Annotated in this window: 19 protein-coding genes; 5 read left to right on the top strand and 14 right to left on the bottom strand. The window is 64.3% G+C overall.

The window, feature by feature from the left end; translation table 11 throughout:
- Window positions 1-22: 22 nt before the first annotated feature.
- From BLR35_RS02345 to BLR35_RS02315, 7 genes are all read right to left on the bottom strand, one after another.
- Entirely contained in the window at window positions 23-661 is a 639-nt protein-coding gene (locus BLR35_RS02345; protein WP_090376786.1) for an anthranilate synthase component II, read from the bottom strand.
- Complete coding sequence (pabB, locus tag BLR35_RS02340; protein WP_090376783.1) at window positions 654-2,234, bottom strand: aminodeoxychorismate synthase, component I; 1,581 nt, start codon at window positions 2,232-2,234, stop codon at window positions 654-656. Before pabB ends, BLR35_RS02345 begins: the two co-directional genes overlap by 8 nt.
- A gap of 69 nt (window positions 2,235-2,303) precedes the next feature.
- On the bottom strand, window positions 2,304-2,888 hold the full coding sequence (locus BLR35_RS02335; RefSeq protein WP_090376780.1) for a helix-hairpin-helix domain-containing protein: 585 nt from the start codon (window positions 2,886-2,888) through the stop codon (window positions 2,304-2,306).
- Between the two features lie 70 nt (window positions 2,889-2,958).
- Window positions 2,959-3,771, bottom strand: a complete 813-nt coding sequence (locus BLR35_RS02330) for a shikimate dehydrogenase (RefSeq protein ID WP_090376776.1) — start codon at window positions 3,769-3,771, stop codon at window positions 2,959-2,961.
- 52 nt (window positions 3,772-3,823) lie between these two features.
- Entirely contained in the window at window positions 3,824-4,378 is a 555-nt protein-coding gene (locus tag BLR35_RS02325) for a TlpA family protein disulfide reductase (RefSeq protein WP_090376773.1), read from the bottom strand.
- Window positions 4,379-4,459: 81 nt separating this feature from the next.
- Window positions 4,460-4,702 (bottom strand): hypothetical protein, encoded by a 243-nt coding sequence (locus tag BLR35_RS02320; RefSeq protein ID WP_090376770.1) that lies wholly within the window; start codon window positions 4,700-4,702, stop codon window positions 4,460-4,462.
- A 1-nt stretch (window position 4,703) separates the two neighbouring features.
- Entirely contained in the window at window positions 4,704-5,501 is a 798-nt protein-coding gene (locus tag BLR35_RS02315; RefSeq protein ID WP_090376766.1) for an Lrp/AsnC family transcriptional regulator, read from the bottom strand.
- Between the two features lie 166 nt (window positions 5,502-5,667).
- On the opposite strand from BLR35_RS02315, the gene BLR35_RS02310 reads away from it, so the two are divergent.
- A complete protein-coding gene (locus tag BLR35_RS02310; RefSeq protein ID WP_090376763.1) occupies window positions 5,668-6,612 on the top strand; it encodes a calcium/sodium antiporter in 945 nt (314 codons plus the stop codon).
- Between the two features lie 19 nt (window positions 6,613-6,631).
- Here BLR35_RS02310 and BLR35_RS02305 read toward each other — a convergent pair whose 3' ends face one another.
- Entirely contained in the window at window positions 6,632-7,885 is a 1,254-nt protein-coding gene (locus BLR35_RS02305; protein WP_090376760.1) for a DUF7344 domain-containing protein, read from the bottom strand.
- Window positions 7,886-8,419: 534 nt separating this feature from the next.
- On the opposite strand from BLR35_RS02305, the gene BLR35_RS02300 reads away from it, so the two are divergent.
- Window positions 8,420-9,730, top strand: coding sequence for an RNA-guided endonuclease TnpB family protein (locus tag BLR35_RS02300; protein ID WP_090376757.1), 1,311 nt, complete (start codon window positions 8,420-8,422; stop codon window positions 9,728-9,730).
- A 55-nt stretch (window positions 9,731-9,785) separates the two neighbouring features.
- Here the strand turns inward: BLR35_RS02300 and BLR35_RS02295 are convergent, their stop codons facing one another.
- Window positions 9,786-12,215, bottom strand: coding sequence for a PAS domain S-box protein (locus tag BLR35_RS02295; protein ID WP_090376755.1), 2,430 nt, complete (start codon window positions 12,213-12,215; stop codon window positions 9,786-9,788).
- A 125-nt stretch (window positions 12,216-12,340) separates the two neighbouring features.
- Here BLR35_RS02295 and BLR35_RS02290 point away from each other — a divergent pair, with 125 nt between their 5' ends.
- Window positions 12,341-13,693 carry a D-aminoacyl-tRNA deacylase gene (locus BLR35_RS02290; RefSeq protein WP_090376751.1) on the top strand — a complete coding sequence of 451 codons (1,353 nt, stop codon included), beginning with the start codon at window positions 12,341-12,343 and terminating at the stop codon, window positions 13,691-13,693.
- Between the two features lie 154 nt (window positions 13,694-13,847).
- Entirely contained in the window at window positions 13,848-15,023 is a 1,176-nt protein-coding gene (gene ftsZ, locus BLR35_RS02285) for a cell division protein FtsZ (protein WP_090376748.1), read from the top strand.
- Window positions 15,024-15,038: 15 nt separating this feature from the next.
- Here the strand turns inward: ftsZ and BLR35_RS02280 are convergent, their stop codons facing one another.
- The 3 genes from BLR35_RS02280 to BLR35_RS02270 all read right to left on the bottom strand — a co-directional run bounded on the left by BLR35_RS02280 (window position 15,039) and on the right by BLR35_RS02270 (window position 17,216).
- The gene (locus BLR35_RS02280) at window positions 15,039-15,656 is read right to left on the bottom strand and encodes a hypothetical protein (protein ID WP_090376747.1); all 618 of its coding nucleotides are present in this window, start codon (window positions 15,654-15,656) and stop codon (window positions 15,039-15,041) included.
- The gene (locus BLR35_RS02275; protein WP_090376744.1) at window positions 15,649-16,782 is read right to left on the bottom strand and encodes a DUF3179 domain-containing protein; all 1,134 of its coding nucleotides are present in this window, start codon (window positions 16,780-16,782) and stop codon (window positions 15,649-15,651) included. The genes BLR35_RS02280 and BLR35_RS02275 overlap by 8 nt, the downstream gene beginning before the upstream one ends.
- An 89-nt stretch (window positions 16,783-16,871) precedes the next feature.
- Window positions 16,872-17,216: a 2Fe-2S iron-sulfur cluster-binding protein gene (locus tag BLR35_RS02270; protein ID WP_090376740.1), complete on the bottom strand. Its 345-nt coding sequence runs from the start codon at window positions 17,214-17,216 to the stop codon at window positions 16,872-16,874.
- 112 nt (window positions 17,217-17,328) lie between these two features.
- Here BLR35_RS02270 and BLR35_RS02265 point away from each other — a divergent pair, with 112 nt between their 5' ends.
- Window positions 17,329-18,735 carry a geranylgeranyl reductase family protein gene (locus tag BLR35_RS02265; RefSeq protein WP_090376737.1) on the top strand — a complete coding sequence of 469 codons (1,407 nt, stop codon included), beginning with the start codon at window positions 17,329-17,331 and terminating at the stop codon, window positions 18,733-18,735.
- A gap of 580 nt (window positions 18,736-19,315) precedes the next feature.
- Here the strand turns inward: BLR35_RS02265 and BLR35_RS02260 are convergent.
- Together BLR35_RS02260 and BLR35_RS02255 are read right to left on the bottom strand one after the other, a co-directional pair.
- Complete coding sequence (locus BLR35_RS02260) at window positions 19,316-20,125, bottom strand: creatininase family protein (protein WP_211704961.1); 810 nt, start codon at window positions 20,123-20,125, stop codon at window positions 19,316-19,318.
- An 80-nt stretch (window positions 20,126-20,205) separates the two neighbouring features.
- On the bottom strand, window positions 20,206-21,687 hold the full coding sequence (locus BLR35_RS02255) for a M48 family metallopeptidase (RefSeq protein ID WP_170830947.1): 1,482 nt from the start codon (window positions 21,685-21,687) through the stop codon (window positions 20,206-20,208).
- Window positions 21,688-21,758: the final 71 nt, after the last annotated feature.

Raw genomic sequence — 21,758 nt, 5'->3', positions numbered from 1 at the left:
GTACGTCCGAGGTACTGCACTCTCACCCGTCGACTCGAGCGGCGAACCGACAGAAGTTCTCGACCATCCGCTTCCCCACGCGAAGCGAGATACCGTCCCCGCTGGCGGCGTCGTCGTGCCCACGAGTGAGGATGCTCTCGGGGTGGAACTGGACGCCGAGGTGAGGCTTCTCCCTGTGGCGAACGGCCATCAAGACGCCGCGTTCGTCGGTTGTCCGGGCGGTCTCCTCGAGCGATTCCGGCAGGTCGCCACGCTCGACGGCCAGCGAGTGGTAGCGCCCGACCTGGAACGTCTCGGGCAGGCCGTCGAAGATCCCCGTCCCGTCGTGGCTGACAGTCGAGGGCTTGCCGTGGACGACCTCGGGCGCGTGAACCACGGGCGACCCGTTGGCAGCACACAGCGCCTGATGGCCGAGACAGACCCCCAGGATAGGATACTCGGTCTCGGCGAACAGGGGAATCGAGATCCCTGCCTCCTGTGGCGTGCCGGGTCCCGGCGAGACGACGATACCCGTGGGATCGAGGTCGCGGAGGTCCTCGAGATCGATCACGTCGTTTCGCCGGACGACGACCTCGTCGGCCACCTCGCCCACGTACTGGACGAGGTTGTAGGCGAATGAGTCGTAATTGTCGATCACCAAAATTCGAGTCCGATCACTCATCGGCCTCACCCCCATCTATCTCGTCCTCAAGTACGGCACCACTCGAGCCACCGTCGGTCTCGAGTGCCATCTCCGCCCGCTCGCCCAGTGCCTCGTCGACCGCGTTGATGAGCGCGCGGGCCTTGTCCAGCGTCTCGTCGTACTCGCGGTAGGGTTCGGAGTCGTGAACGATGCCAGCACCCACTCGCAGGTGATACTCCTCGTCCTGGCGAACCAGCGTCCGGATGATGATGTTCAGCGTCGCCCGGCCGTCGAAGCCGAAGATTCCGACGCTACCGGTGTAGGGACCGCGTCGCGTCGCCTCGAGTTCGTCGATGATTTCCATCGTTCGCGGCTTCGGTGCGCCGGTGATCGTCCCGCCGGGGAAGACCGCAGCGACGGCGTCGTCGAGCGTCTGCTCGGGTCGAAGCCGTCCCGTCACGTTCGAGACGAGATGCATCACCTCCGAGTAGCGGTCGATCCGCCGGTACTCGTCGACCGCGACGGAGCCGTACGCACAGACCTTCCCGAGGTCGTTGCGCTCTAAGTCGACCAGCATCGCGTGTTCGGCGCGCTCTTTTTCGTCGGCGAGCAGGTCCTCCTCGAGTCGGTCGTCTTCCTCGGGCGTCTCGCCGCGCGGTCGCGTGCCGGCGATCGGCTCGGTTCGCACGAAGTCCCGATCACGTTCGAGCAGCAGTTCCGGACTCGCACTCACCAGATCCGCCGCGCGAAACTCGAGCAGACACGAGTACGGCGCGGGGTTGACCCGCCGCAAGGCGTCGTAGGCCGCGACGGGGTGGACGGCCGCGGGCGCGGTCAGTCGTTGGGAGATGTTCGCCTGGAAGGTGTCGCCGTCGCGGACGTACTCCTTGACCCGTTCGACGCGCTCTGCAAAGGCCTCGCGTCCGCAGTCGCTCTCGAACGTGGATTCGTCAGTCTCGACCGGTGGCTCCCCGACGATCGGATCGCCCTCGAGGACGGCGCGAGCGAGTTCGAGTGCGCGTTCCCGGCCGCGTTCGTAGGCCGCCTCGAGGTCGCCGTCGATCCGCGGACAGGCCGTCACGCGAAGCGTGACGTCGTCGCCCTCGATTGGTCCTTCCCAGGCCGCCAGTCGGTCGTACACTTCGACCTCGAGTCGCGGGAGTCCCCGGTCGTCGGCCGCCGACTCCGGCAGGTCCTCGAGTTCGCGAGCGACGTCGTAGGAGAGCCAGCCGACGGCCCCACAGGGGTAGGGGACGTCACACGAGCCACGGACGAGACCGTCGTCGGCGAGCAGTCCCTCGAGTGCGGCGAGCGTCGGTGATCGGAGCTCGTCCGTTCGGTCCCGCGTCACTGCGTCGGGGCCGACGGTCAGTCGATCGACCGGATCGACGCCGAAGTAGCCCCACCCCGGCTGGCCGCCGGTCGTCTCGAGGAAGACGCCACCGTCGCGGCCGTCACGCGCTCGACGGTAGGCGAGAAACGGATCGGTGACGGGTACCTGGACCTCGACGGGAACGCGGCGGGCCGTCGACGAGTCGGCCGACCGGCTCTCGTCCTCGCGAACGGCCGTCCGGAACGCGTCGAGCGTCGTAACGACGCGTGGATCAATCATACCCTCGAGAACGCAACGTACGACCAATCGTTTTTCGGTCTCGAGAGTAGCGTGGAAAACGAGACGTCCTTACCTGACTTCGGCCCTGTCGATCCAGCCCTGAATTCGCTTCTCGGAGATGTCGGTGGCTTCGGCGAGGTCGGTTGCGTCGGCCTCGGCGAGGTCGGCGACGGTTTCGACGCCGGCGTCCGCGAGCCGGTCGGCGTAGGCCGGCCCGATTCCCTTGATCTCGACGACGGGTTCGGTTTCCGTTTCGTCTTCTGGTTCCGCCGCCGGAGTCTCGTCTACTGTCGTGGTCTCATCTGGAGTCTCGTCTACTGTCGTGCTCTCGTCCGCTGTCTTGGTCTCGTCCGGAGTCTTGGTCTCGGTTGGGGTGGCATCCGTCGTCGTCGGGCCGGTAGCTTCGGCCGGTTCAGCGGCTTCCTCCGGCTTCTCGGTCGGTTCGACCATCGTGTCAGTCGAACTCGACGCAGTCGAGCCGGCCGCTGCAGCCTCGTCCGCGGCCGCGTCCTCGTCGACTCCGGTCTCGGAGCTACCGTCGGCCGAACCCGGTCCTTCCCGTTCGACGGTGACTCCGACCTCTCGGGAGGGCTGGCGTTCCGAACCCGAATCGTCGAGTCCCAACAGTGACTTCAGTGTGTCGAGGATTGCCATCGGTGAAACGTAGGCCGCTTCAGCACTTAAATTCCTTCCATCGGCGGCCGAAACGACGGGTTACCAGTACCTACAGTCGTGATCGCAACGCGTCGTTCATCGACGCGACCGGTGCGTCCCGCCCGGTCCACAGTTCGAACGCTTCGACCCCCTGATAGAGCAACATCCAGGCCCCGTCGACGGTCGTCGCGCCGACGTCGGCCGCGTCACGCAGGAGTCGCGTCTCGAGCGGCCGGTAAACCGCGTCCAGTACGGCCAGTTCGTCGTGGAGCGCGTCGGCCGGAACCGGCGTCGCGTCTTCCTCCATGCCGACGCTCGTGGCGTTGACCAGAATATCTGCTTCTGCGAGCAGGTCTTCGAGGGTTCCGTCCTCGAGTCCGTGCCCGGTCGCGTTCGGCACTTCGGCGGCGAGTTCGTGGGCCGACTCCTCTGTTCGGTTCGCAATTTCGACGGTCGCGCCGGCGTCGGCCAGCCCAAACGAGATCGCACGGCCAGCGCCGCCGGCACCGACGACCACTGCCGTCGCTCCCTCGACCACGACGTCGTGCTCTCGAAGCGCCCGCAGCGCGCCCGAGGCGTCGGTGTTGTGTCCCGTCGGTCGCTCCCCCGAGAAGTCGATCGTGTTGACCGCGCCGATCCGGGTCGCCATCTCGTCGACGGCGACTGCATCGCTCTCGAGCACGTCCTGTTTGAACGGGATCGTCACGTTCAGTCCCGTAATGCCGAGGGCACGTGCCCCGTCGATAGCAGCCTCGAGGTCGTCGACGTCCGGTTCGAACGCGACGTATCTGGCCTCGAGTCCGAGTTCGTCGTAGGCCGCCTCGTGCATCGGCGGCGACAGCGAGTGTCCCACGGGGTTGCCGAGCAGACCGAACACGTCCATAGCCATGTTCGCAGTCGATGCCGGCGGAATATAATCGGTGGGTTTCTCCGTGCTACTCGAGTTGCTCGAGGATCACGTCAGCCGGCACCGTTCCGATAGCGAGGTTCTCCCGTTCGTCGCCGGGTTCCCAGAGAACGCGCCCGCTCGAGTCGACGAGGACCAGCGAGGGGTAGCCACGCACCGAGAAGTACTCCATGACGGCGGCATCTGGATCGACGAGGGCGGGAAACGACGACGGACTGTCCGCCCAGTAGTCGGCGACGAGGTCGGTATCGGACTCCGGCGAAATCGCGTGCATCGCGACGTCGTCGCCGATCGCTGCTTCGACGTCGGCGAGTTCCTCGTTCTGTGGCGCACAGGGCTCACACCATGTCGCGAAAAAGTACAGGAGTGTCAGTTCTCGGTCGGTGTCGACGACCGGATGCTCCTCGATCGAGTCGCCGTCGACGCGCTCGAGCGTAACGGGACCGTCCTGTTCGTCGACGACATCGTCGATTTCACCGCCGCCGACGACGGGAATGCGATCGATCGAGTCGGTACAGCCAGCGAGGGCAAGCGAGGAGACGACGCCAGCGTGAAGGGCGTGTCGTCTCGTCAGACGGGGCATACTCGTCAGTACGAGCGAACGTTATAAGATAATTGTGACTCGGTTGACTTTTCGAGAGCGGCGACACGAGCAGACGCTACGTCAGGAACGAGGGTCGGTTTCGTCGTTGGGTGTTTCGTCGAACTCCGCGTCGGTCTCTTCGTCGGCATCCTCGGAATCGGCGACGAACTCGTAGGTCGCGATTTCGGTCGAGCCACAGACGCGACAGTGATCGACCGGTTCGTCGAACTTCGATCCGCAGTGGCGACACTCCCGCAGCACGCCCTCCTCGTCGACCTCCTCCGATCGCTGCAGGAACTCGGGAAGCAGGTTTTCGATCGGCATCTTACTCGAGTCCGGGCGATCGCAGCGAGTTCTCGTCGTCCGGGCCACGGAATCCTCGAAGCGTCGGTTCGTCGCTCTCGCTCGGCGAGAAGACGGTTACGACGTCGTTCGGACGGATCTCCGTGTCACCGTGGGGTGTGATCACGGCGTCGTCGCGCTCGATCGCCACGACGAGCGTCTGATCCTCGAGCACGTCGTCCCGTGCGGCGCCCTCGAGCGTACGGCCGGCTATCGGTGCATCTTCGTGGACCGTCACCTCGACGACTTCGGCGCCACCGGTGAGGCTGATGTAGTCCGCGAGTGGCTCCCGGCGGCGGCCGTCGGCCGGTCCGTACGGCGCGTAGGGAAAGTCGTGTTCGGTCTGGAGCAGGTACTCGTCCTCGATTTCGACGTCTAGCTTCTCGAGTTCTCGGCCGACACGCCGGAGGTCAGCCGTGTCCGTTCCCACGGCGAGTACGTGGAGATTGATCCGGCCACCCATCAGTTCGCGGACGTTGATGACGCCCGGAATCGTTCCGATCTTCCGGGCGGCTCCCTCGACCTCGCCGAAAGGGACGTGACACAGAAAGAGGTTCATCAGCGCGCCCTCGGCGTGCTCGAAGTCGACAGTGGCGTGATACCCCTCGATGACGCCGTGTTCCTCGAGCTGTGCGATCCGGTTTCGGATCGTCGCCCCGGAGACGCTCACCTCCTCGGCAATCGCCGGGGCCGACGTGTTTCTGGCGTCGGCCATCAGTGCGTAGATGATCCGACGATCGATCTCGTCGAGTCGATAACCGTTCCCACTGCCGTCTCCCATACCCTCGTTTCCGTGATGCCCGAATAAATAGCCACGGTATTTTTCCCCTCGAAATACCTGTGCGTAATATTTTCGAATCGAAAACGTGTTCGCAGGATTGATTCGACTCGATCGAGGACAGGACTCGTTTCGGGGTACTTTTGGCCGGTCTCGAGTAACCTCCGCTATGCTTTCGGGGATCGGACTCTTCGTCGTGCTCCTTGTGGCCGGTGCCGCTGCACTGTACGTCGGGGCGGAACTCCTGGTCGCCGGCGCGGGACGACTCGCACTCGGGATCGGATTACGTGCCGCGACCGTCGGCGTCACTGTCATCGCGTTCGCGACGACCGCACCCGAACTGTTCGTCGCGACGATCGGCGCACTCCAGGTCTCGACGGATATCGGTCTGGGAGCGATCCTCGGGTCGAACATCGCGAACGTGGGGCTGGTCCTGGGTGTGACCGCGCTCATCAAACCGCTTGCTGTCAGCGAGCGAGTGATGCGCCGCCACGTCCCCACCATGGTACTCGCGGCGCTGCTGTTGCTCGCGTTCGGTGCGAACGGTCGAATCGGCCGACTCGAGGGTGCAATCTTCCTGCTCGTCCTCACTGCATTCACCGGTTTCCTGCTGTACTACGTCAACGCAGATCCGGCACCGGTCGCCGACGACCCCGACGCCGGCGAAGGCGTCGCAGCGAAGGACGTCGCGCTCGTCGTCGGGGGCCTGATCGCGCTCGTCGTCGGCTCCCGGTGGCTCGTCTCGGGCGGAACTGGCCTACTGTCGGCGCTCGGCTTCTCGGACCTCTTTATCGGATTGACAGTACTCGCACTCGGCACCTCGCTACCGGAACTGGCGGCGTCGGTCATCGGTGCCATCCGGGACGAAACCGATTTCGCGATCGGCAACGTGGTCGGTTCGAACATCTACAACATCCTCGCCGTCCTCGGGATCGTGGCCCTGATCACACCGATCGAAATCGCCTCGAGCACGCTCCGGTTCGAACTCCCCGCGCTAATCGTCTTCACGCTCGTCCTCACCGCGATGATGGGGTACGGTCGCGGCCTCTCTCGAGTGGACGGCGCGGTTCTCGTCGCTGGCTACGGCGCGTTCATCTACCTGCTCGTGCCGTGACGTGAGGAAAAAGAGGGCGCTACAGCGGAAGCGGCGTCGCTTCGACGTCAGTAGCGGCCGGCACGTCGCTGTCGAACTCCTCGGCCAGCCGATCGAGTCTCGGACCGAAGTGCTCACGCAGTAACGACACCAGCGCGTTGTCCTCGCCGCTCCCGGCGATCGCCGTCGCGTGTGGTCCCTCGCCCGCTCCGTGCTCGGTGACCGATACCAGCATGGCACGCTCGCGGTCGGCGAACACGACTCGGCCGTGGTGGAGTCGTTCGACCGGGAAGTTGATCCAGTCGAACTGAGGCTCACAGACGATCGCTCCGGGTACCGCCGCCCGGACCGTCTCGTGGACCAGCTCCGACCGCGAGCCGACGTAGACGTCGACGCCGCGATCGACGGCCGCACGCCAGCGCTCGAGACACTGTTGCTGGATCATCCCATCGTCAGGTACCGTCACGACGAGTTCGTCGTCGGCACTGTCGGCGATCTCGTGGGCGTACGCGACGACGTTCTCGGGCCCCTGGATCGTCCAGCACGCGCCGTTTCCCACCCCGCCGTCGTCGGCCGTTCGACTCTCTTCGGAACGGTCCAGCGGCCCTACCACTGCCTCGAGCGGGCTCTCGCTCGCCCAGTCGACCTGCCACAGGTCGGCGTCGGTCGCGAGCGCGACCGTCCGGTCCCCGCGGTCGTACTCGAGGAGGTCGACGTCGGTAAGCACGGGCAGATGGCTGTGGGCGAGGTCGGTCGCGAGCGACGAACAGTCGTCGGCCGAGACGTCGACGAGGCGTCGATCGGTCTCGCGGGCGACGATCGTCGCGGCGAGGTCCTCGAGGTGGACGGCGTCGCGTCTCGTCGCGAGCACCTCACAGACCGTCCGTCGACGGTCCGGCGCGAGCGCGTCCAGCGTCCGGTCGAGTCGGTCCGCGTCCAGTCCGGGATTCTCGAGCAGCGCGTGGACCCAGTCGGCCTCGAGAAGCGGGTGGTCGGTCGGCGAGAGAGTCGTTCCCTCGGCGGTCGACTCCCGGACGACGACCCCAGCGTCGGCGAGCATCGGGACGTGACGGTGGACGAGCGCGACCTCGACGCGAGAACAGCGGTCGTCCGAGACGATCGCCCGGCGCTGTTCCCGGCTGGCAATCTCGGTCGCGACGCTCGAGAGCGTGACGTCGTCCGGCGGTTCGTCGGGACGGTCGAGGAGAACGCGGAGCAAGCAACGGCGGCGAGAATCGGAGAGGACTTCGAACGCGGTAGTCGTGAAGCTGTCGTCAGCCAGTGTCGAACTCATTGTACGAGACAGCCGACGAACAGGGGTAAGAGGTGTACCAGCGTTGTCTGGTACGAGCCGGTAGTATTCGTTCGTATTCAACGGTATAGCGACTCTCGAGGCAGATAGACGTAGAATCCGCTATCTACGGGCAGGAACTATAGTAGCCACTGCAAGTCAATGCACACCTGATCGCACGACAGCTGTGCGATCAGTGTGTAAATAGTTGCAGTTGTTACTATCTTTAAACAGCGAGAGAATCCCGCCCTTTAGGGCGTCCTCAGAACGCGAAGCGTTCTGATGGGCATCGCAAACCTTCGGTTTGCTCAACGGGCGTGAATCGCGTCACTTGACTACACAGCCCACAGTCTACAGCAACCCGGATACCAAACGGAGGATTTTAGTCACAAACTAACGTACAAATTATTGTGCGAACTGAAATCGATATCGAGCGGGGAAGCGATCTCCATGAACGGGTGAAACACTACGCCCGCGATAATGGAATCCGACATCCCCGCGCATATGCTGAACTAATCGAGAAGGGATTAGACGCCAGTGACAACGATAACTAAAACTCTTCAAGCGACGTTTGTCCCACCGACAGCGCACAAGCAGTCGAAACTGAACGACCTGCTCGAAACGTATCGTGACGGACTGCAAGAAGCGTTCGACTCCGGGGCGAGTACCATGTCAGCGGTGAGTGATATCGTGACGCCCTACGACCTGCCGTATCAAGCGAAGGCTGCTCTGTGCAACTACGTCCCGCAACTCCACAAGACGTACAACGCACAGGAGTTAGACGACGATCACCCGATACGGCTCACGAACCAAGCAGCGAAGTTCGACCACTCCGACGAACGCGACCACGAGTTTACATGGTGGGTTCCACGCCCCGGTCGGGGAACGAACTTCTGGATTCCACTCCAAATCAACCCCGATCAAGAAGATCTCTGGCATGACCTCGTATCGGAGGACGCTAAGGCGGGCGAGATACGGCTTCAGAAACATCGGAAGAACTGGGTACTGCACGTCACCGTTGAGTACCAGGTTGAAGAACCATCGACGGACGGTGACGTCACGCACATCGGCTTAGATATCGGAGAAACCGCACTGATTACGGGCTGTGCCCTCAAGGACGGTTCTCCGACTAACCCGTTTGTGTGTGACGGAAGCAGAGCGAAGCATCTCCGCAAAGAGATGCACACGACCCTGAAACGCCTCCAAGAACGTGACGCTGCCGAGTGGCGGATTGACGATCGGTTCTCGTACTACCAGAACGCGCTCACCGACATCGTGGAGAAGGCGTCTCGGCAGGCCGTCGAGTACGCCCGACAGTTCCAGAACCCGGTGTTGGTGATGGAGGACTTGACATACATCCGTGAGCGTCTCAACTACGGGAGGTACATGAACCGCCGTCTTCACTCGTGGGCGTTCGCCCGATTGCAAGGGCGCATCGAAGACAAGGCGATGGAAGCAGGCATCCCAGTCGAGTACGTGAATCCAGAGTACACTTCGCAGATGTGCCACTTGTGCCACCGTATCGGTCGGCGGGACTCACAGGCCGAGTTCCGGTGTCCACACGACGACTGCCACGTTTCGACGTTTCAGGCCGACATCAACGCTTCCGCAAATATCGCACGACGGGTTGACCCGTGGGGAGAGAGCGTCCCGCTTGACAAGGCGGAGCGCGATGACTCGCCTCGGGATGGGAGCGGTTGTGACACCGCCACGGCTCACCGTGAGAAGAGCGTACCAGCGCAGATGACTCTCACGGCGTTCCAAGAGTCGGAACCCTCTGCCAGCGTTCACGAGACCGGAGGTCTCGTGCAGCCCGCCAGAACCGAAGGTTCTGGAGACGACGACTAACTGGTATTCCCCATGCGTGGGAAGCCTCGCCGTTTACAGCGAGGAGGATGTCACATCAAGGCGCCCCCTCGAAATAGGCGGTCAGCAACTTCCGCTGTGCGACCCGGAGGTGCTGGTGGAACGTCTGGCGAGCGATTCCGAGCTGTTCGGCGATATCGCCAGCGTCGCTACGGCGTCGGGGCCACTCGAAATAGCCGCCGTAGTAGGCCGCCTCGAGGGCGGCTTGCTGTCTATCGGTCACCCTCGCCTCGACAGTCTGTCGGAAGTCACCGCGAGTCCTGACCGGTCGCTCGACGGTGTGTTTCGAGACCAGGGTCGCGTCGGGGTAGACCGAGGTCACGACATCGACGAGTTCGCGGACGTCCGCGTCGGGGCTGACCTGTACGAGATCGGTCGAGACGCCGTCGTCGACGGTCTTCGCCCGGATTCGGGCGCCGTACTCGGCGAGCAGACCGGCGATCGGCGTTTCGGCGACGACCAGTTCCCAGTGGCTCTCGTCGCCGTCGACGTCGATCGACCGGACGTCCCGGATCGCGTCGTGTGCCACTGCGTCCTCGCGGATCCGGTCCGGGTCGCACTCCGAGACGGTGACGTAGTAGACGAACGCGTCGTCGGTCAGCGGGAGGACGTGATCGACGGTGAGTCGACAGTTCAGTCGCCGGGAGAGATCGACGCAGACGTCACCTCGATCGGTCGACTCGAACTCGAGTTCGACGACGGTGTCCGTATAGAGCAGTCGTCGCAGCGTCATCGCGTGGATCGCGTGACCGACGGTTCCGCCGAACTCCTCGAGCACCTCGAGTTCGCGATCGGCGAACGGCGATGGCTCGGCAGCGGCGATCAGGAGAGATCCAAGTTTGCGCTCGCCCGCGACGAGCGGAACGACCGTGACTGCGCCGTATTCGTACTCGCGAGCGTCGGTCCGCCACGCGTCGACGTCGCTCTCTCGGAGGTTCGTATGCGCCCGGATGCGCCGTTTCTCGAGCGTCGATTCGTTCGGAGCGTCGCCTCGCGGAGTCGCGAACGAGGCCAGCACATCCTCGAGACCATCCGCGTCGATACCCTCTCCCGCCCACGCCTCGAGAGTTGGTCGATCACCAGTCGACTCCGTGCGACCGATCGCGGCGAACTGGTAGAGATCCGTCTGCGCGAGTCGCTCCACAGTGGCGGATCCGATCTCTTGGCGGCCCTCTGCGACCACGATCGCCTCGTCGATCGCCCGGATAGCGCCGTTGAGCCGGTCGAGACGTTCGAGTTCCCGCTCACGTTCTTTCCGCTCGCTGACGTTACGGCCGACGCCGGTAAACCCGAGGGTTGCCCCGTCCTCGCCGGTGATGCGAGCGCTGTTGAACTCGTAGGGGATCCGTTCCCCGTCTTTGGTCAACAGATCCGCCTCGGTAGCGACGCGTTCGCCGCTCTCGAGAACGCGATCGATCGCGTCGTCGATCCGATCCCGATGTTCCGGCACGACAAACTCGAGTGGCTCCATCTCTGACAGTTCTGACTCCGTGTATCCCGTCACCTCCGGCACGCGGTCGTTCCACTTGCGGTACCCCCGCGTTGCGTCGAACGCGTAGACGAGGTCCGGCTGGGCCTGGAATACGCTCTCCAGGAACGCCCGTTCCTCCCGAAGTTCCCGCTCGCGTTCCTTCCGTTCGCTGACGTCGCGACCGACGCCGGTGAACCCGAGAACGGTCCCCGTTTCGTCGGTGATGCGGGCGCTGTTGAACTGGTAGGGGATCCGATCGCCGTCTTTCGTCAGGAGGTTTCCCTCGGCGGTGACGCGCTCTCCCTCCTCGAGGACGCGGTCGATCGCCGCGTCGATCCGTCTTCGATCCGTCGGTGCGATCAACTCGAGCGGGCTGATCGTCGCGAGTTCGGCTGCGTCGTAGCCGGTCACCTCCTCGAGTCGGTCGTTCCAGTCGCGCAACTCGCCGTCGGTATCGTATGCATAGAGGATGTCCGGCTGAGCGTCGAGGACGCTTTCGGTGAAGGCTTTCTCGGCACGCAGTTCGCCTTCGCGCTCGTGGTCGTCGGTCCGGTCCTGGACGAACCAGCCGTAGCCGTCCGGTTCGCCGTCCTCGTGTGCGACGGCGCCGACGTCGCCGTCGTCGACGCTGACGGCGAGGAGTACCTCCCTCACCCAGAGTCGACCGCCGTCACGTCGGACGCGCCAGCCACGGTCTTCGGCTCCTCCCTCGGTTCGTGCCCGCTCGAGTAGCCGTTCAGGTTTCCCCTCGTCCCGGTCTGACTCCGGGAAGAGGACGCGGTAGTGACTCCCGACGATCGCGTCCTCGTCGTATCCCGTAACCTGGCTCGCGCCGTCGTTCCACGCCGCGACACACCCACTGGCGTCGAGGATCGCGGCGGCGTAGTCGTCGACGACGGCAGTCACGTTTCGAACGTCGAGCGGTACGTCGGTTAGTGCATCTTCCTCCTCGGAACCCCCCTCGCTGGACGGGTCGTCTCTGTCCGTATCGGTCATCCTACGAATCTTTGATGATAATTATCCACATATAGCTCCGGAAAGACGAGGGTGGCTCTCGCAACGTGCAACTGGCCGGCAGCCAAAACGGGCGACTTAACGGGCACCAGCGCCCGACGACGAGTATGAGCGAGCTGGCGATCGTCGAGAGCCGAGCCGACCGCGCGTCGGTCCACGTCTGCGATCACCTCCGGAAACTGGCCGACTGGACCGAACGAACGGACGACGACCGGCCCGACGCCGACGGCGGCGGCACCTACTATCGCCTCGAGGACGTCGAACTCCGCTCGTTCGACGACCTGCATCTCGAACTCGAGAGCCCTGCCGACGCCTTTGACTGCGATCCCGACCTGCTGGTCTTCGCCTCCCGGCACTCGGGCGATACGGGGCCGCTGCTGACCGGCCACTTCACGGGTAACTTCGGCCCAGCGGAGTTCGGCGGCGAAGACCACGCCGTCGCCACGGCTGCGCCGAACGCCCTCACAACCCTTCTCGAGGCTTTCGACGAATACGCTCCCGAGGGGTACGACGTCGGGATGGAGTGTACCCACCACGGCCCGACCGACGTGGGCTGTCCCTCGCTGTTCGCGGAACTGGGCAGCGACGACGAACAGTGGGACGACCCCACAGGTGCCGAGGCCGTCGCCCGCGCGATCCTCGAGTTGCGGGACGTCGAACCGACCCGCGAGAAACAGGTCGTCGGCTTCGGCGGCAACCACTACACGCCCCGATTCGAACGAGTGGTCCGCGAGACCCCCTGGGCGGTCGGCCACGTCGCCTCCGAGTGGGCGCTCGAGGCGATGGGCCACCCCGACGCCCACCGCGACGTCCTCGAGGACGCGTTCGAAGCGAGCGCGGCCGAAGTCGCGCTGATCGACGGCGACTGGCCCGTTCTCGAGGAGACGCTCGTCGACCTCGGCTACCGCGTCGTCAGCGAAACGTGGCTCCGCGAGGTCGGCGATCGGCCGCTCGAGGTCGTCGACGCGGTCGAGTCGAAACTGGGGTCGGTCGACGACGGCATCCGGTTCGGCGAGCGCGAGGCGGCGGCAGTCGGCGTCCTCGAGTTGCCTGCAGACCTCGTCGACACCGCAGAGGGGATCGACCCCGACCGAGTCCGGGAGATCGTCGCCTCCCACACGGTCGCGTTCGCCACCGAGAACGGCGGCAGTCGCGTCGGCGCTCGAATCGCGGTTCCCGCCGATTCGCTCGAGGGAGATGGCCGCCCGGAGCCGAAGGCGGCGATCGTCGACGAACTGGCCACGCTCCTGGAGGAGAAGTACGACGCGGTCGAGGTGAGCGAAGACGCCGTCGTCGCCGAGAAGACCGGGTTCGATCCGGCCCTGGCACGCGAGGAGGGCGTTCCGGAGGGACCGAAGTTCGGTGCGCTGGCAAACGGCGAAACAGTCACGGTCGACGGTCGGCGTATCAGCCCGGATCTGGTCCGGAGCCAGCAGACAGACCGGTTCCCGATCGAATAAATAGATAACCTAACATTAATTAGCTGCTACTGAGTCACGTGGCGTTCTTTTCGAAACGAAAACATCGACAGGTAACATGACCTTAATCAGTCTGACGCACGGCTGACGTGTAGGGGAAAGGTAATTATGCTCCATCGTTTAGAAGGGTCCAAGAATGGACTCACTCATCGACGACGCCATCGACGAGGCCGAGGACGGGGAGGGGGAAATACCTGCCCACCCTGCTGACGAGACGCCCCAGAACGGCGGCTCGTCGGCAGGCAGCGAGAGCCGCGACAGCGGAACGATGACCGACGACGAACTCGAAGACGTTCTCAAGGACCTCCAGACCGAGATCACGGTCGTCGGCTGTGGCGGTGCCGGTGGTAACACCATCGACCGGATGCACGAGGAGGGAATCCACGGCGCGAAACTCGTCGCGGCAAACACCGACGTCCAGCACCTCGTGGAGATCGAGGCCGACACCAAGATCCTGATGGGCGAGGAGAAAACCGGCGGCCGCGGTGCCGGCTCGCTCCCCCAGGTCGGCGAAGAGGCCGCACTCGAGAGCCAGCAGGACATCTACGAGGCTATCGATGGCTCCGACATGGTCTTCGTCACCGCCGGACTCGGCGGCGGCACCGGAACCGGTTCCGCACCCGTCGTCGCGAAAGCCGCCCGCGAAGCCGGCGCGCTGACGATCGCGATCGTCACGACCCCCTTCACCGCCGAAGGTGAGGTTCGACGGACGAACGCCGAAGCAGGTCTCGAGCGCCTGCGTGACGTCTCCGACACAGTGATCGTCGTCCCCAACGATCGCCTGCTCGATTCGGTCGGCAAACTGCCGGTCCGCCAGGCGTTCAAGGTCTCAGACGAGGTCCTGATGCGCTCGGTCAAGGGCATCACGGAACTCATCACGAAACCAGGTCTCGTCAACCTCGACTTCGCCGACGTCCGGACCGTCATGGAACGCGGCGGCGTCGCGATGATCGGTCTGGGCGAGTCCGACTCCGAGGCGAAAGCCGAAGACTCCGTCAAGACCGCACTCCGCTCGCCGCTTTTGGACGTCGACATCTCCGGTGCCAGTTCCGCACTCGTCAACGTCACCGGCGGCAACGACATGTCCATCGAGGAGGCCGAAGGCGTCGTCGAGGAAATCTACGACCGCATCGACCCCGACGCCCGTATCATCTGGGGGACCTCGATCGACGAGAACCTCGAGGGCAACATGCGCACGATGATCGTCGTCACCGGCGTCCAGTCGCCACAGATCTACGGCCAGCCCGACGGCGAGTCCGTCCAGCCCGAGATGGGGCCGGGACAAGGCAACGACATCGACATGGTCGACTGATCCGTTCGAATCGCTTCACCGATCCGCTCGGAGTCCAGCCGGGTCGGTGTCACGCTCCCCGTTCGACACGACGTTAATTTTCCCTGCGACGTAGCCGAGACTTCCGAGCAACAGCAGTACGCCGACCGGCAACAGCCACGGCAACGTCGCCAGCAGTGCGCCACTGACCTGTATCCCGAGCGCGAGAACGAGCGCCGGCGCACAGCAGACCGTCCCCGACAGCAACGCGGGAACGGAAGCCGCGATGCCGGCACCGGCACCGACCCCGCAGGCAGCCGGCTGAACGATCGCAAGATAGGCCAGCGCGAGATTGAGTCCGACCAGCATCGCCAGCATCAGCCCGATCGACGCGTCGATCGGCGACACCAGTAACGTTCCGTAGCCGAACTCGAGGAGCGCGATCGGTTCGAACGACAGCGGTCCGCGACGCTCGAGGGCACGGACGAGAGGGTCGTCGACGAACAGCCAGCCGACGTCGGCGTCGGCACGGATCGTCAGTAGATCCGTCATCCAGAGATACGCGAGCAGGTAGCCGAGGCCGGTGACGACCGCAACGACGATTCCGTCGAGTCGCTCGAGAGCGAACCGGCAGGCTCGGACGGTGACGACGAGTCGAGAGCGAAGGTCAATCATGGACGGTCGTGGACGGATAAAACCCAGCCCAGGCGAACCACATCGCGTCGTAAGCGTACACCTGTTCGCGGTCCACGTCGTCGGGTGGCTGTTCCTCGCCGTCGGGATCGATCACCGTCGCGGTACCGTCGTCCTCGGTGAACGAAAACTCCTCGGCGTCGTCGGCCCGGTAGAGGTGGCCGACGTCGAGGTCGGGATCGTACGCCGCCAGGTAGTCGTGACCGTCGCGTCCGATCCCGTAGACACCGTGTTCCCGGAGCGCCTCGAGCGAGACCGCGAGTGGGCCGTCGTCGGGCCGGGCACAGAGGAACATCTGTTTCGGCGGAAATCGATCGTCAGTCGTGAGCGGATCGAAGAGCCAGTCGCTGTCCTCCGCGTAGTACCCTCGGCGTGGATTGTACGATCCGTACGGGTCGTCGCTGTAATCCCTGGCGTAGCCTGTATCGTGAGCGAGGACGACGGAATCCGGATACGCCTGCCGCCACCGTTCCCAGGTCGTCCAGACCACGGGAAACTCCGCGAGCGACGCTGCCTCGAGGTCGCCCTCGATCGCGGTGCCGAGCATCTGGGGCCAGTAGTTCTCTCCAGCGCGGTCGTACATCACGAGATTGCTGTTGAGGAGGTGACCAGAGACGCCGAACTCCGTCTCCCCGCGTTCGAACCCCATCGCCGTCCCCGTCAGCGGGCAGTACGTGACCGCGACCGGTTCGCCGCCGATCACGTCGTTGACGATCTCGTGGTGGGTCAGAATCGACTGCGGGTAGGCCCTGGCCTCGCCGTTCCTGACGACGCCAAAGACGGGGTCGTCGTCGAGTCGATCGACTCCCTCGCCGACGGGTTCGAACGCCGGGTCGTCGATCGAGGGAATCCCGTCCTGCGGGACGACACCCCTGACGACGTTCTCGCGCAACGCGTCGAGTTCGTACTCGACCGGCAACTGGTCGTCCCGCGTCGGCATCGGTGCTTCCTCGAGCGCGCGCTCGTCGGGCGTCGCAGTCATCCCGTTCGCTACAGCCTCGCCGCCCCCGTCGTTTCCGTCGTAGGTACCGGAACCACCGCTCTCGAGACAGCCAGCGATCCCCACCGCTGCGAGCGAGAGCACGCCCCGCCTCGAGAGTCGTCGCATACCCGAAGGTAGGGCTACCCGGAGTAACACGTGACGCGGCCGTGCACCCGCAGTACACGACCGGCGTCTGTACAGCAGTCAGGAAGAACTCAGTCGTCCGCCGGCGACCCGGTATCGACGTCGGCACCGGCCTCGGCCGCGACGTCGTCGTCGATGCTCGGCGGATACTTCCCGCGCTCGAGTTTCAGGTCCGACTGCGGACGGGCCATACAGGTCAGCGCGTAGTTCTCGGCCTCCTCCTCGGTGAACGCACGCGCAGCAGGCTGGGTCACCTCGCCCTCGACGATCTCGGCCGAACACGCCAGACACATCCCGACGCGACAGGAGTACTCCTGGGCGATACCCTCCTCGAGACAGCGGCTGAGGATCGTTTCCTTGTCCGAGCAGGTGATCGTCTCACCCGTTCCGACGAACTCGACGGTGTATTCGGTCATGCGAGTGGCTACGAAGGACCGTCTCAAAACTCTTTATCACAATTCTGTTCTATCAGCTCCGACGGAAAGTCTACATAAAACGTTTTCTTACCGCGGTATAGACACTGTTGCTATGAGTACGCAGGAGCAGTCGGCCGCCGGCACGACGTCTACGACCCATTCACCGGACGTCGTCGTCGTCGGTGCCGGTACGGCAGGATGTTACGCCGCAGCGACCGTCGCACGCGAGGGGTACGACGCCGTCGTGATCGAGCGCAAGTCCGAGGAGGAGGCGGGCCACATCGCCTGTGGCGACGCGCTCAAGGGGGCCAGCGACTTCCCGGACGCGATTCCGAAGTCCCAGCTCGAGCCCGCGATCACCAACACCGAAGTCGACCACGGTCGGTTCGAGATCCCACAGGAAGACACCGTCCTCGAGATTCCGGTGCCCGGCGAACTCGCCGTCATCGACCGCTGGGAGTACGGCAAGCGCATCATCGAAGGCGCAGACGAGGCAGGGGCCGAGTTCCACTACGACACCGTCGTCCAGACGGTCAATCAGGACGAGACGGGACGGGTCACCGGCGTCGAAGGGATGAACGCCGGCGAGCCAGTTAGCTACGACGCCGACGTCGTCATCGACGCCGCCGGTTCGCTGTCGGTGCTGCAGGACGAGGTCGACTTCTCCGACTCGACGTTCGACACCAACGTCGACTACAGCCACTTCTGTTCGGCCTACCGCGAGATCGTCCACGTCGAAGACCCAGTCGAGTGGTCCGACGCGCTCGTGTTCAAGCCCACCGAACGCGCCGCAGGCTACCTCTGGTACTTCCCGCGGACCGAAACCGAGATCAACGCCGGTCTGGGCTTCCAGATGACCGAGGAACCGATGAAACTCGTCGAGGACCTCAAACACGACCTCGAGAACCGCGCGGAGTTCGACGGCGCCGAGGTCGACGACAAACTCGGCGCTGCCCTGCCCACCCGCCGACCGTACGATTCGGCGGTCCACCCGGGCTACATGGCCGTCGGTGACGCCGCAGGCCACGTCAACCCCACCACGGGCGGTGGCATCGCCGGTGCTGCCTACGCCGGCAAGTACGCCGCCGAACGAGCCATCGAGGGACTCGAGACCGGCGACTTCAGCGAAGAAACGTTCTGGGAGTACAACGAACTGGTGATGGACCACTTCGGTGCCCGCTACGCCGCACTCGACGTCTACAACATCCTCTCGACTGCCGTCGACGTCGACGACCTGATGGGACTGCTCGCCGCGATGCCCGGTGACAAACTCGCCGAGGCACTGTACTCCGGCAGCACCAGTATCGGCCCGAAACTCGCCCTCGAGAGTCTCGTCAAGAGCCGCGGCCACTGGGGAACTATCTGGAACCTCTACCAGACGAAACGCTGTGCTGACGACCTGCTCGAGCACTACGAAAACTACCCCTCGAGTCCCGATGGTCTCGAGGCCTGGCAGGAACGCCGCGACGAACTGATGGACGCGGTATACGAGACGACCGGAGCCGACCCGAAATACTAACAACGAAATTTTACTCTGCGGTCTGTTGCGAGCGAGACAAAATCGTCTCGCTCGCAACGTCCCTCGGTAAAATTTCGATAAAAAGCCTCCTCCTTCCTTTCCGTTCGTTTCACTCACTTCAAGTCAGTCGTCGGCCCGCTCGCTCAGCCTTCGGCTTCGCTCACGGTCGTTATCGGGCGACAGCCTGCCCTTCCCCGAGTCACGACGGTCGCCACGCGTTGCGGCGACCGTCCCTCCTGGCCACGCGTTTCGACTACGCGAAAACCGCCGAAATAACTGGAATCGAATCGGTGATCGGCCGTCAGGAATCCGGATTGTCGACGACCTTCTCCGGTTCTCCTTCGACGTCGACCGTGGCGATACATCCCTTCCGGACGACTCTCGGAGCCCGTGATCGACGACGTGGACCGGTCCGGGACCGGCGTCCTATCTCGGCGGCGGTAACCGTGCCAGGGGCGACCGTCGTCGTCTCGACCCACTGTTCGGAGTCGCCGACGGCGGCCGATCTACGGGCGAAGTCTACGACCGGTCCGAACCGGAGCCGACCACGAGCGATGCCGACGGTACCAGGTTCTCCGTATCAGGGAGCAGCTACGGAGCCGTTCCCGGACTCGAGGTCCTCGACTAACTCTCGAATCCCCGAGACGGCCGCCTCGACGAGTGCTTCGCCTTTCTCCGCGGTCGCGACGGTCGGATCGCCGATGTTGCCCGTCGGCGTGAGTTCGGTCATGTCTTCGGCGCTGAGCGACCAGCCGACCTGGTTCTCGCCGAGCGCGTCGTAGTCCGTCAGCGGCCGGGATTCCGCGGGCGGATCGACGGCCTCGGCGCGGTCCATGTGGACGAACTCGGGAAACAGTTCGAGCATGATCGACGTCTCGAACTCCGAGGCGTGAAAGGAGACCTCGGCGGTACGAATCTCCTCGGCGACCTCGGCGAAGAGGTTCACGAGCGGCACGTGGAAGGCCTCGAGGCCACGCTCCTCCCGAAGCCGGCGGACGACGATCTCGAGTTCGGGGTCCTGAGCGAGGTAGTGGCCGTTCAACAGGAGAACGTTCTCGATCCCCCACTCGCCGGCGGAGGCACAGATATCGAACACGTAGTGCTGGAACGTCTCCGTCGAGACCGTGAACGTGCCGGGTTTGAACGTGTGGTGGGGGCTGACACCGTACCAGATTGGCGGCGCGAGCAATGCGGGGCTGGATTCGGCGACCCGCTCGCCGATCGCCTCGGGCATGTAGACGTCGACGCCCAGCGGCATGTGGTGACCGTGCTGTTCGGTGCTGCCGACGGGGAGCAACAGCGTGGTGGTCTCCTCGAGTGCGTCCTCGATCTCCTGCCAGGTCATCTCCGCGACGCGGTAGGGCGTGGTGTGGTCGGAGTCGTTGGCCATACAGATCGTTCGTAGCGACGCGTCAAAACGGAGGTGGGTGTCTCGCTCGAGAGTCTGCACGCGAACGCGACTCCCCAACTCTACACGCGAGTGCGAAGCCGCTCGATACGCTTCTCCGTCGGCGGGTGCGTCCCGAAGAGTCGGCGTGCGACGAATCGTCGGGTGCGGTCGAAAAACCGGTGTTCCTCCCACGGCGGCGGCACGATCGAGAACGCCGCCGCCGAAGAGGTCCGGAGATCGCGAGTCGGTGCGATCTCGAGTTCGTCGTCGAGCGTTTCCAGCGCGCTCGCCAGCGCGGCCGGGTCGCCGGTAATCTCGGCTGCACCGTCGTCGGCAGCGTGTTCTCTCGCTCGAGCGACGATCGCGACGGACCACCGCGTCGTCGTCCGGGCGAGGGAAGCCAGAAACGCGAGGTACGGAACCGCGCCGTAGTACGCGATCGAGGCACGTGCCCGGGCGGCCGGAATCGAGAGCGCGGTCAACACGGCCGCGTCCCGGTTCGCGACGTGGGCGAGTTCGTGAGCGAGCACCGCGTCCAGTTCCCGGTCGTCGAGCGACTCGAGGAGTCCACGCGAGACGACGAGCGTCGTCGTCGAGGGGCGGTAGCCGACCGTGACCGCGATCGGCGTTCGTGCACGGCCGACCCGAACGTCCGAGGGTACGACGTTCGCATTCACGGCCAGTCGGTTCACTCGCGCCTGCAGTTCGGGTGGCGCAGGTTCGTCGGACCCGGCCGCCGCTTTCGCGTCTCTCAACACCGCGGCATCCCGGTTCCACTCGGCTCGAGCGACGAACGCGAGGTGGCCGACGACGACGAGCGCACCGATCGTGCCGCCGAGTACGACGAACAGTCGGGAGGTCGACACGGTCGTGGCCGCGACGTGTACGCCCCACAGTGCTGCTACGGCTACCGTAGCCACGACCAGGTACCCCGGCCACCCGGCTACGTCACCGATTCCTCGAGTCGTCCGTTTCACCTCCGCGAGGACGCGCTCGAGCGACGGCGGCGAATCGAGATCCGAAGACGAGTCCGAGTTAGAATCGCTATCTATGGCGGATGCAACGAACAAGAGAAACCAGTAGAAAAGGAAAATATTGGCGGCGACTAACAATCCGGTGCTTAGCCGCATCAGAAAGTCCAGTAGAAGCCACAACAGGCCCGCGTAGGATGCAATCAACCCCACTATCATGGGATAGGCAACGGCGATGTGGTCCGGGATGCTTCGGAGCAGCGAACCCGTGAGCCGATACGCGTGCAGCCAAAGGACGAATCCGACGGCGAAGAGGACGACGCTCACTCTCACCCACATATCAGGGTTCAGAAGTCCGTCTGCCAGCGCGTTGAGGTACGGGCCTAGTCCGCCGATCGGCAGCAGAGTCATCAACAAAAATTCTGCTATCATCTCCACTACCCCCACAAAAAGTACGACGACAAACGAGACCAAAGACACGGCGAGGTACGAAAGGACCAGTCCGACGATCGAAAGCATGCTCACCAGCAGGAACTCGAGCGCCAGCACCGCAGACAGCGAAACGAGGCCGACGACCCCGCCGACAGCCATTCGCAGCCAGAGCCCCAGACGCGTCAGACGGATCAACCGACGGACACCTCGAGCGTGGAATTTCGTGGCGA

The organism is Natronobacterium texcoconense (assembly GCF_900104065.1).
Taxonomy (GTDB): domain Archaea; phylum Halobacteriota; class Halobacteria; order Halobacteriales; family Natrialbaceae; genus Natronobacterium; species Natronobacterium texcoconense.
The sequence above is the reverse complement of the archived record's forward strand: the minus strand, read 5'-3'. Positions and strand labels throughout refer to the sequence as shown.

Excerpts from the sequence above, each read along its gene's own strand:
- BLR35_RS02345 (WP_090376786.1), bottom strand. The coding sequence starts at position 661 with ATGAGTGATCGGACTCGAATTTTGGTGATCGACAATTACGACTCATTC.
- pabB (WP_090376783.1), bottom strand. The coding sequence starts at position 2,234 with ATGATTGATCCACGCGTCGTTACGACGCTCGACGCGTTCCGGACGGCC.
- BLR35_RS02335 (WP_090376780.1), bottom strand. The coding sequence starts at position 2,888 with ATGGCAATCCTCGACACACTGAAGTCACTGTTGGGACTCGACGATTCG.
- BLR35_RS02330 (WP_090376776.1), bottom strand. The coding sequence starts at position 3,771 with ATGGACGTGTTCGGTCTGCTCGGCAACCCCGTGGGACACTCGCTGTCG.
- BLR35_RS02325 (WP_090376773.1), bottom strand. The coding sequence starts at position 4,378 with ATGCCCCGTCTGACGAGACGACACGCCCTTCACGCTGGCGTCGTCTCC.
- BLR35_RS02320 (WP_090376770.1), bottom strand. The coding sequence starts at position 4,702 with ATGCCGATCGAAAACCTGCTTCCCGAGTTCCTGCAGCGATCGGAGGAG.
- BLR35_RS02315 (WP_090376766.1), bottom strand. The coding sequence starts at position 5,501 with ATGGGAGACGGCAGTGGGAACGGTTATCGACTCGACGAGATCGATCGT.
- BLR35_RS02310 (WP_090376763.1), top strand. The coding sequence starts at position 5,668 with ATGCTTTCGGGGATCGGACTCTTCGTCGTGCTCCTTGTGGCCGGTGCC.
- BLR35_RS02305 (WP_090376760.1), bottom strand. The coding sequence starts at position 7,885 with ATGAGTTCGACACTGGCTGACGACAGCTTCACGACTACCGCGTTCGAA.
- BLR35_RS02295 (WP_090376755.1), bottom strand. The coding sequence starts at position 12,215 with ATGACCGATACGGACAGAGACGACCCGTCCAGCGAGGGGGGTTCCGAG.
- BLR35_RS02290 (WP_090376751.1), top strand. The coding sequence starts at position 12,341 with ATGAGCGAGCTGGCGATCGTCGAGAGCCGAGCCGACCGCGCGTCGGTC.
- ftsZ (WP_090376748.1), top strand. The coding sequence starts at position 13,848 with ATGGACTCACTCATCGACGACGCCATCGACGAGGCCGAGGACGGGGAG.
- BLR35_RS02280 (WP_090376747.1), bottom strand. The coding sequence starts at position 15,656 with ATGATTGACCTTCGCTCTCGACTCGTCGTCACCGTCCGAGCCTGCCGG.
- BLR35_RS02275 (WP_090376744.1), bottom strand. The coding sequence starts at position 16,782 with ATGCGACGACTCTCGAGGCGGGGCGTGCTCTCGCTCGCAGCGGTGGGG.
- BLR35_RS02270 (WP_090376740.1), bottom strand. The coding sequence starts at position 17,216 with ATGACCGAATACACCGTCGAGTTCGTCGGAACGGGTGAGACGATCACC.
- BLR35_RS02265 (WP_090376737.1), top strand. The coding sequence starts at position 17,329 with ATGAGTACGCAGGAGCAGTCGGCCGCCGGCACGACGTCTACGACCCAT.
- BLR35_RS02260 (WP_211704961.1), bottom strand. The coding sequence starts at position 20,125 with ATGGCCAACGACTCCGACCACACCACGCCCTACCGCGTCGCGGAGATG.
- BLR35_RS02255 (WP_170830947.1), bottom strand. The coding sequence starts at position 21,687 with ATGGCTGTCGGCGGGGTCGTCGGCCTCGTTTCGCTGTCTGCGGTGCTG.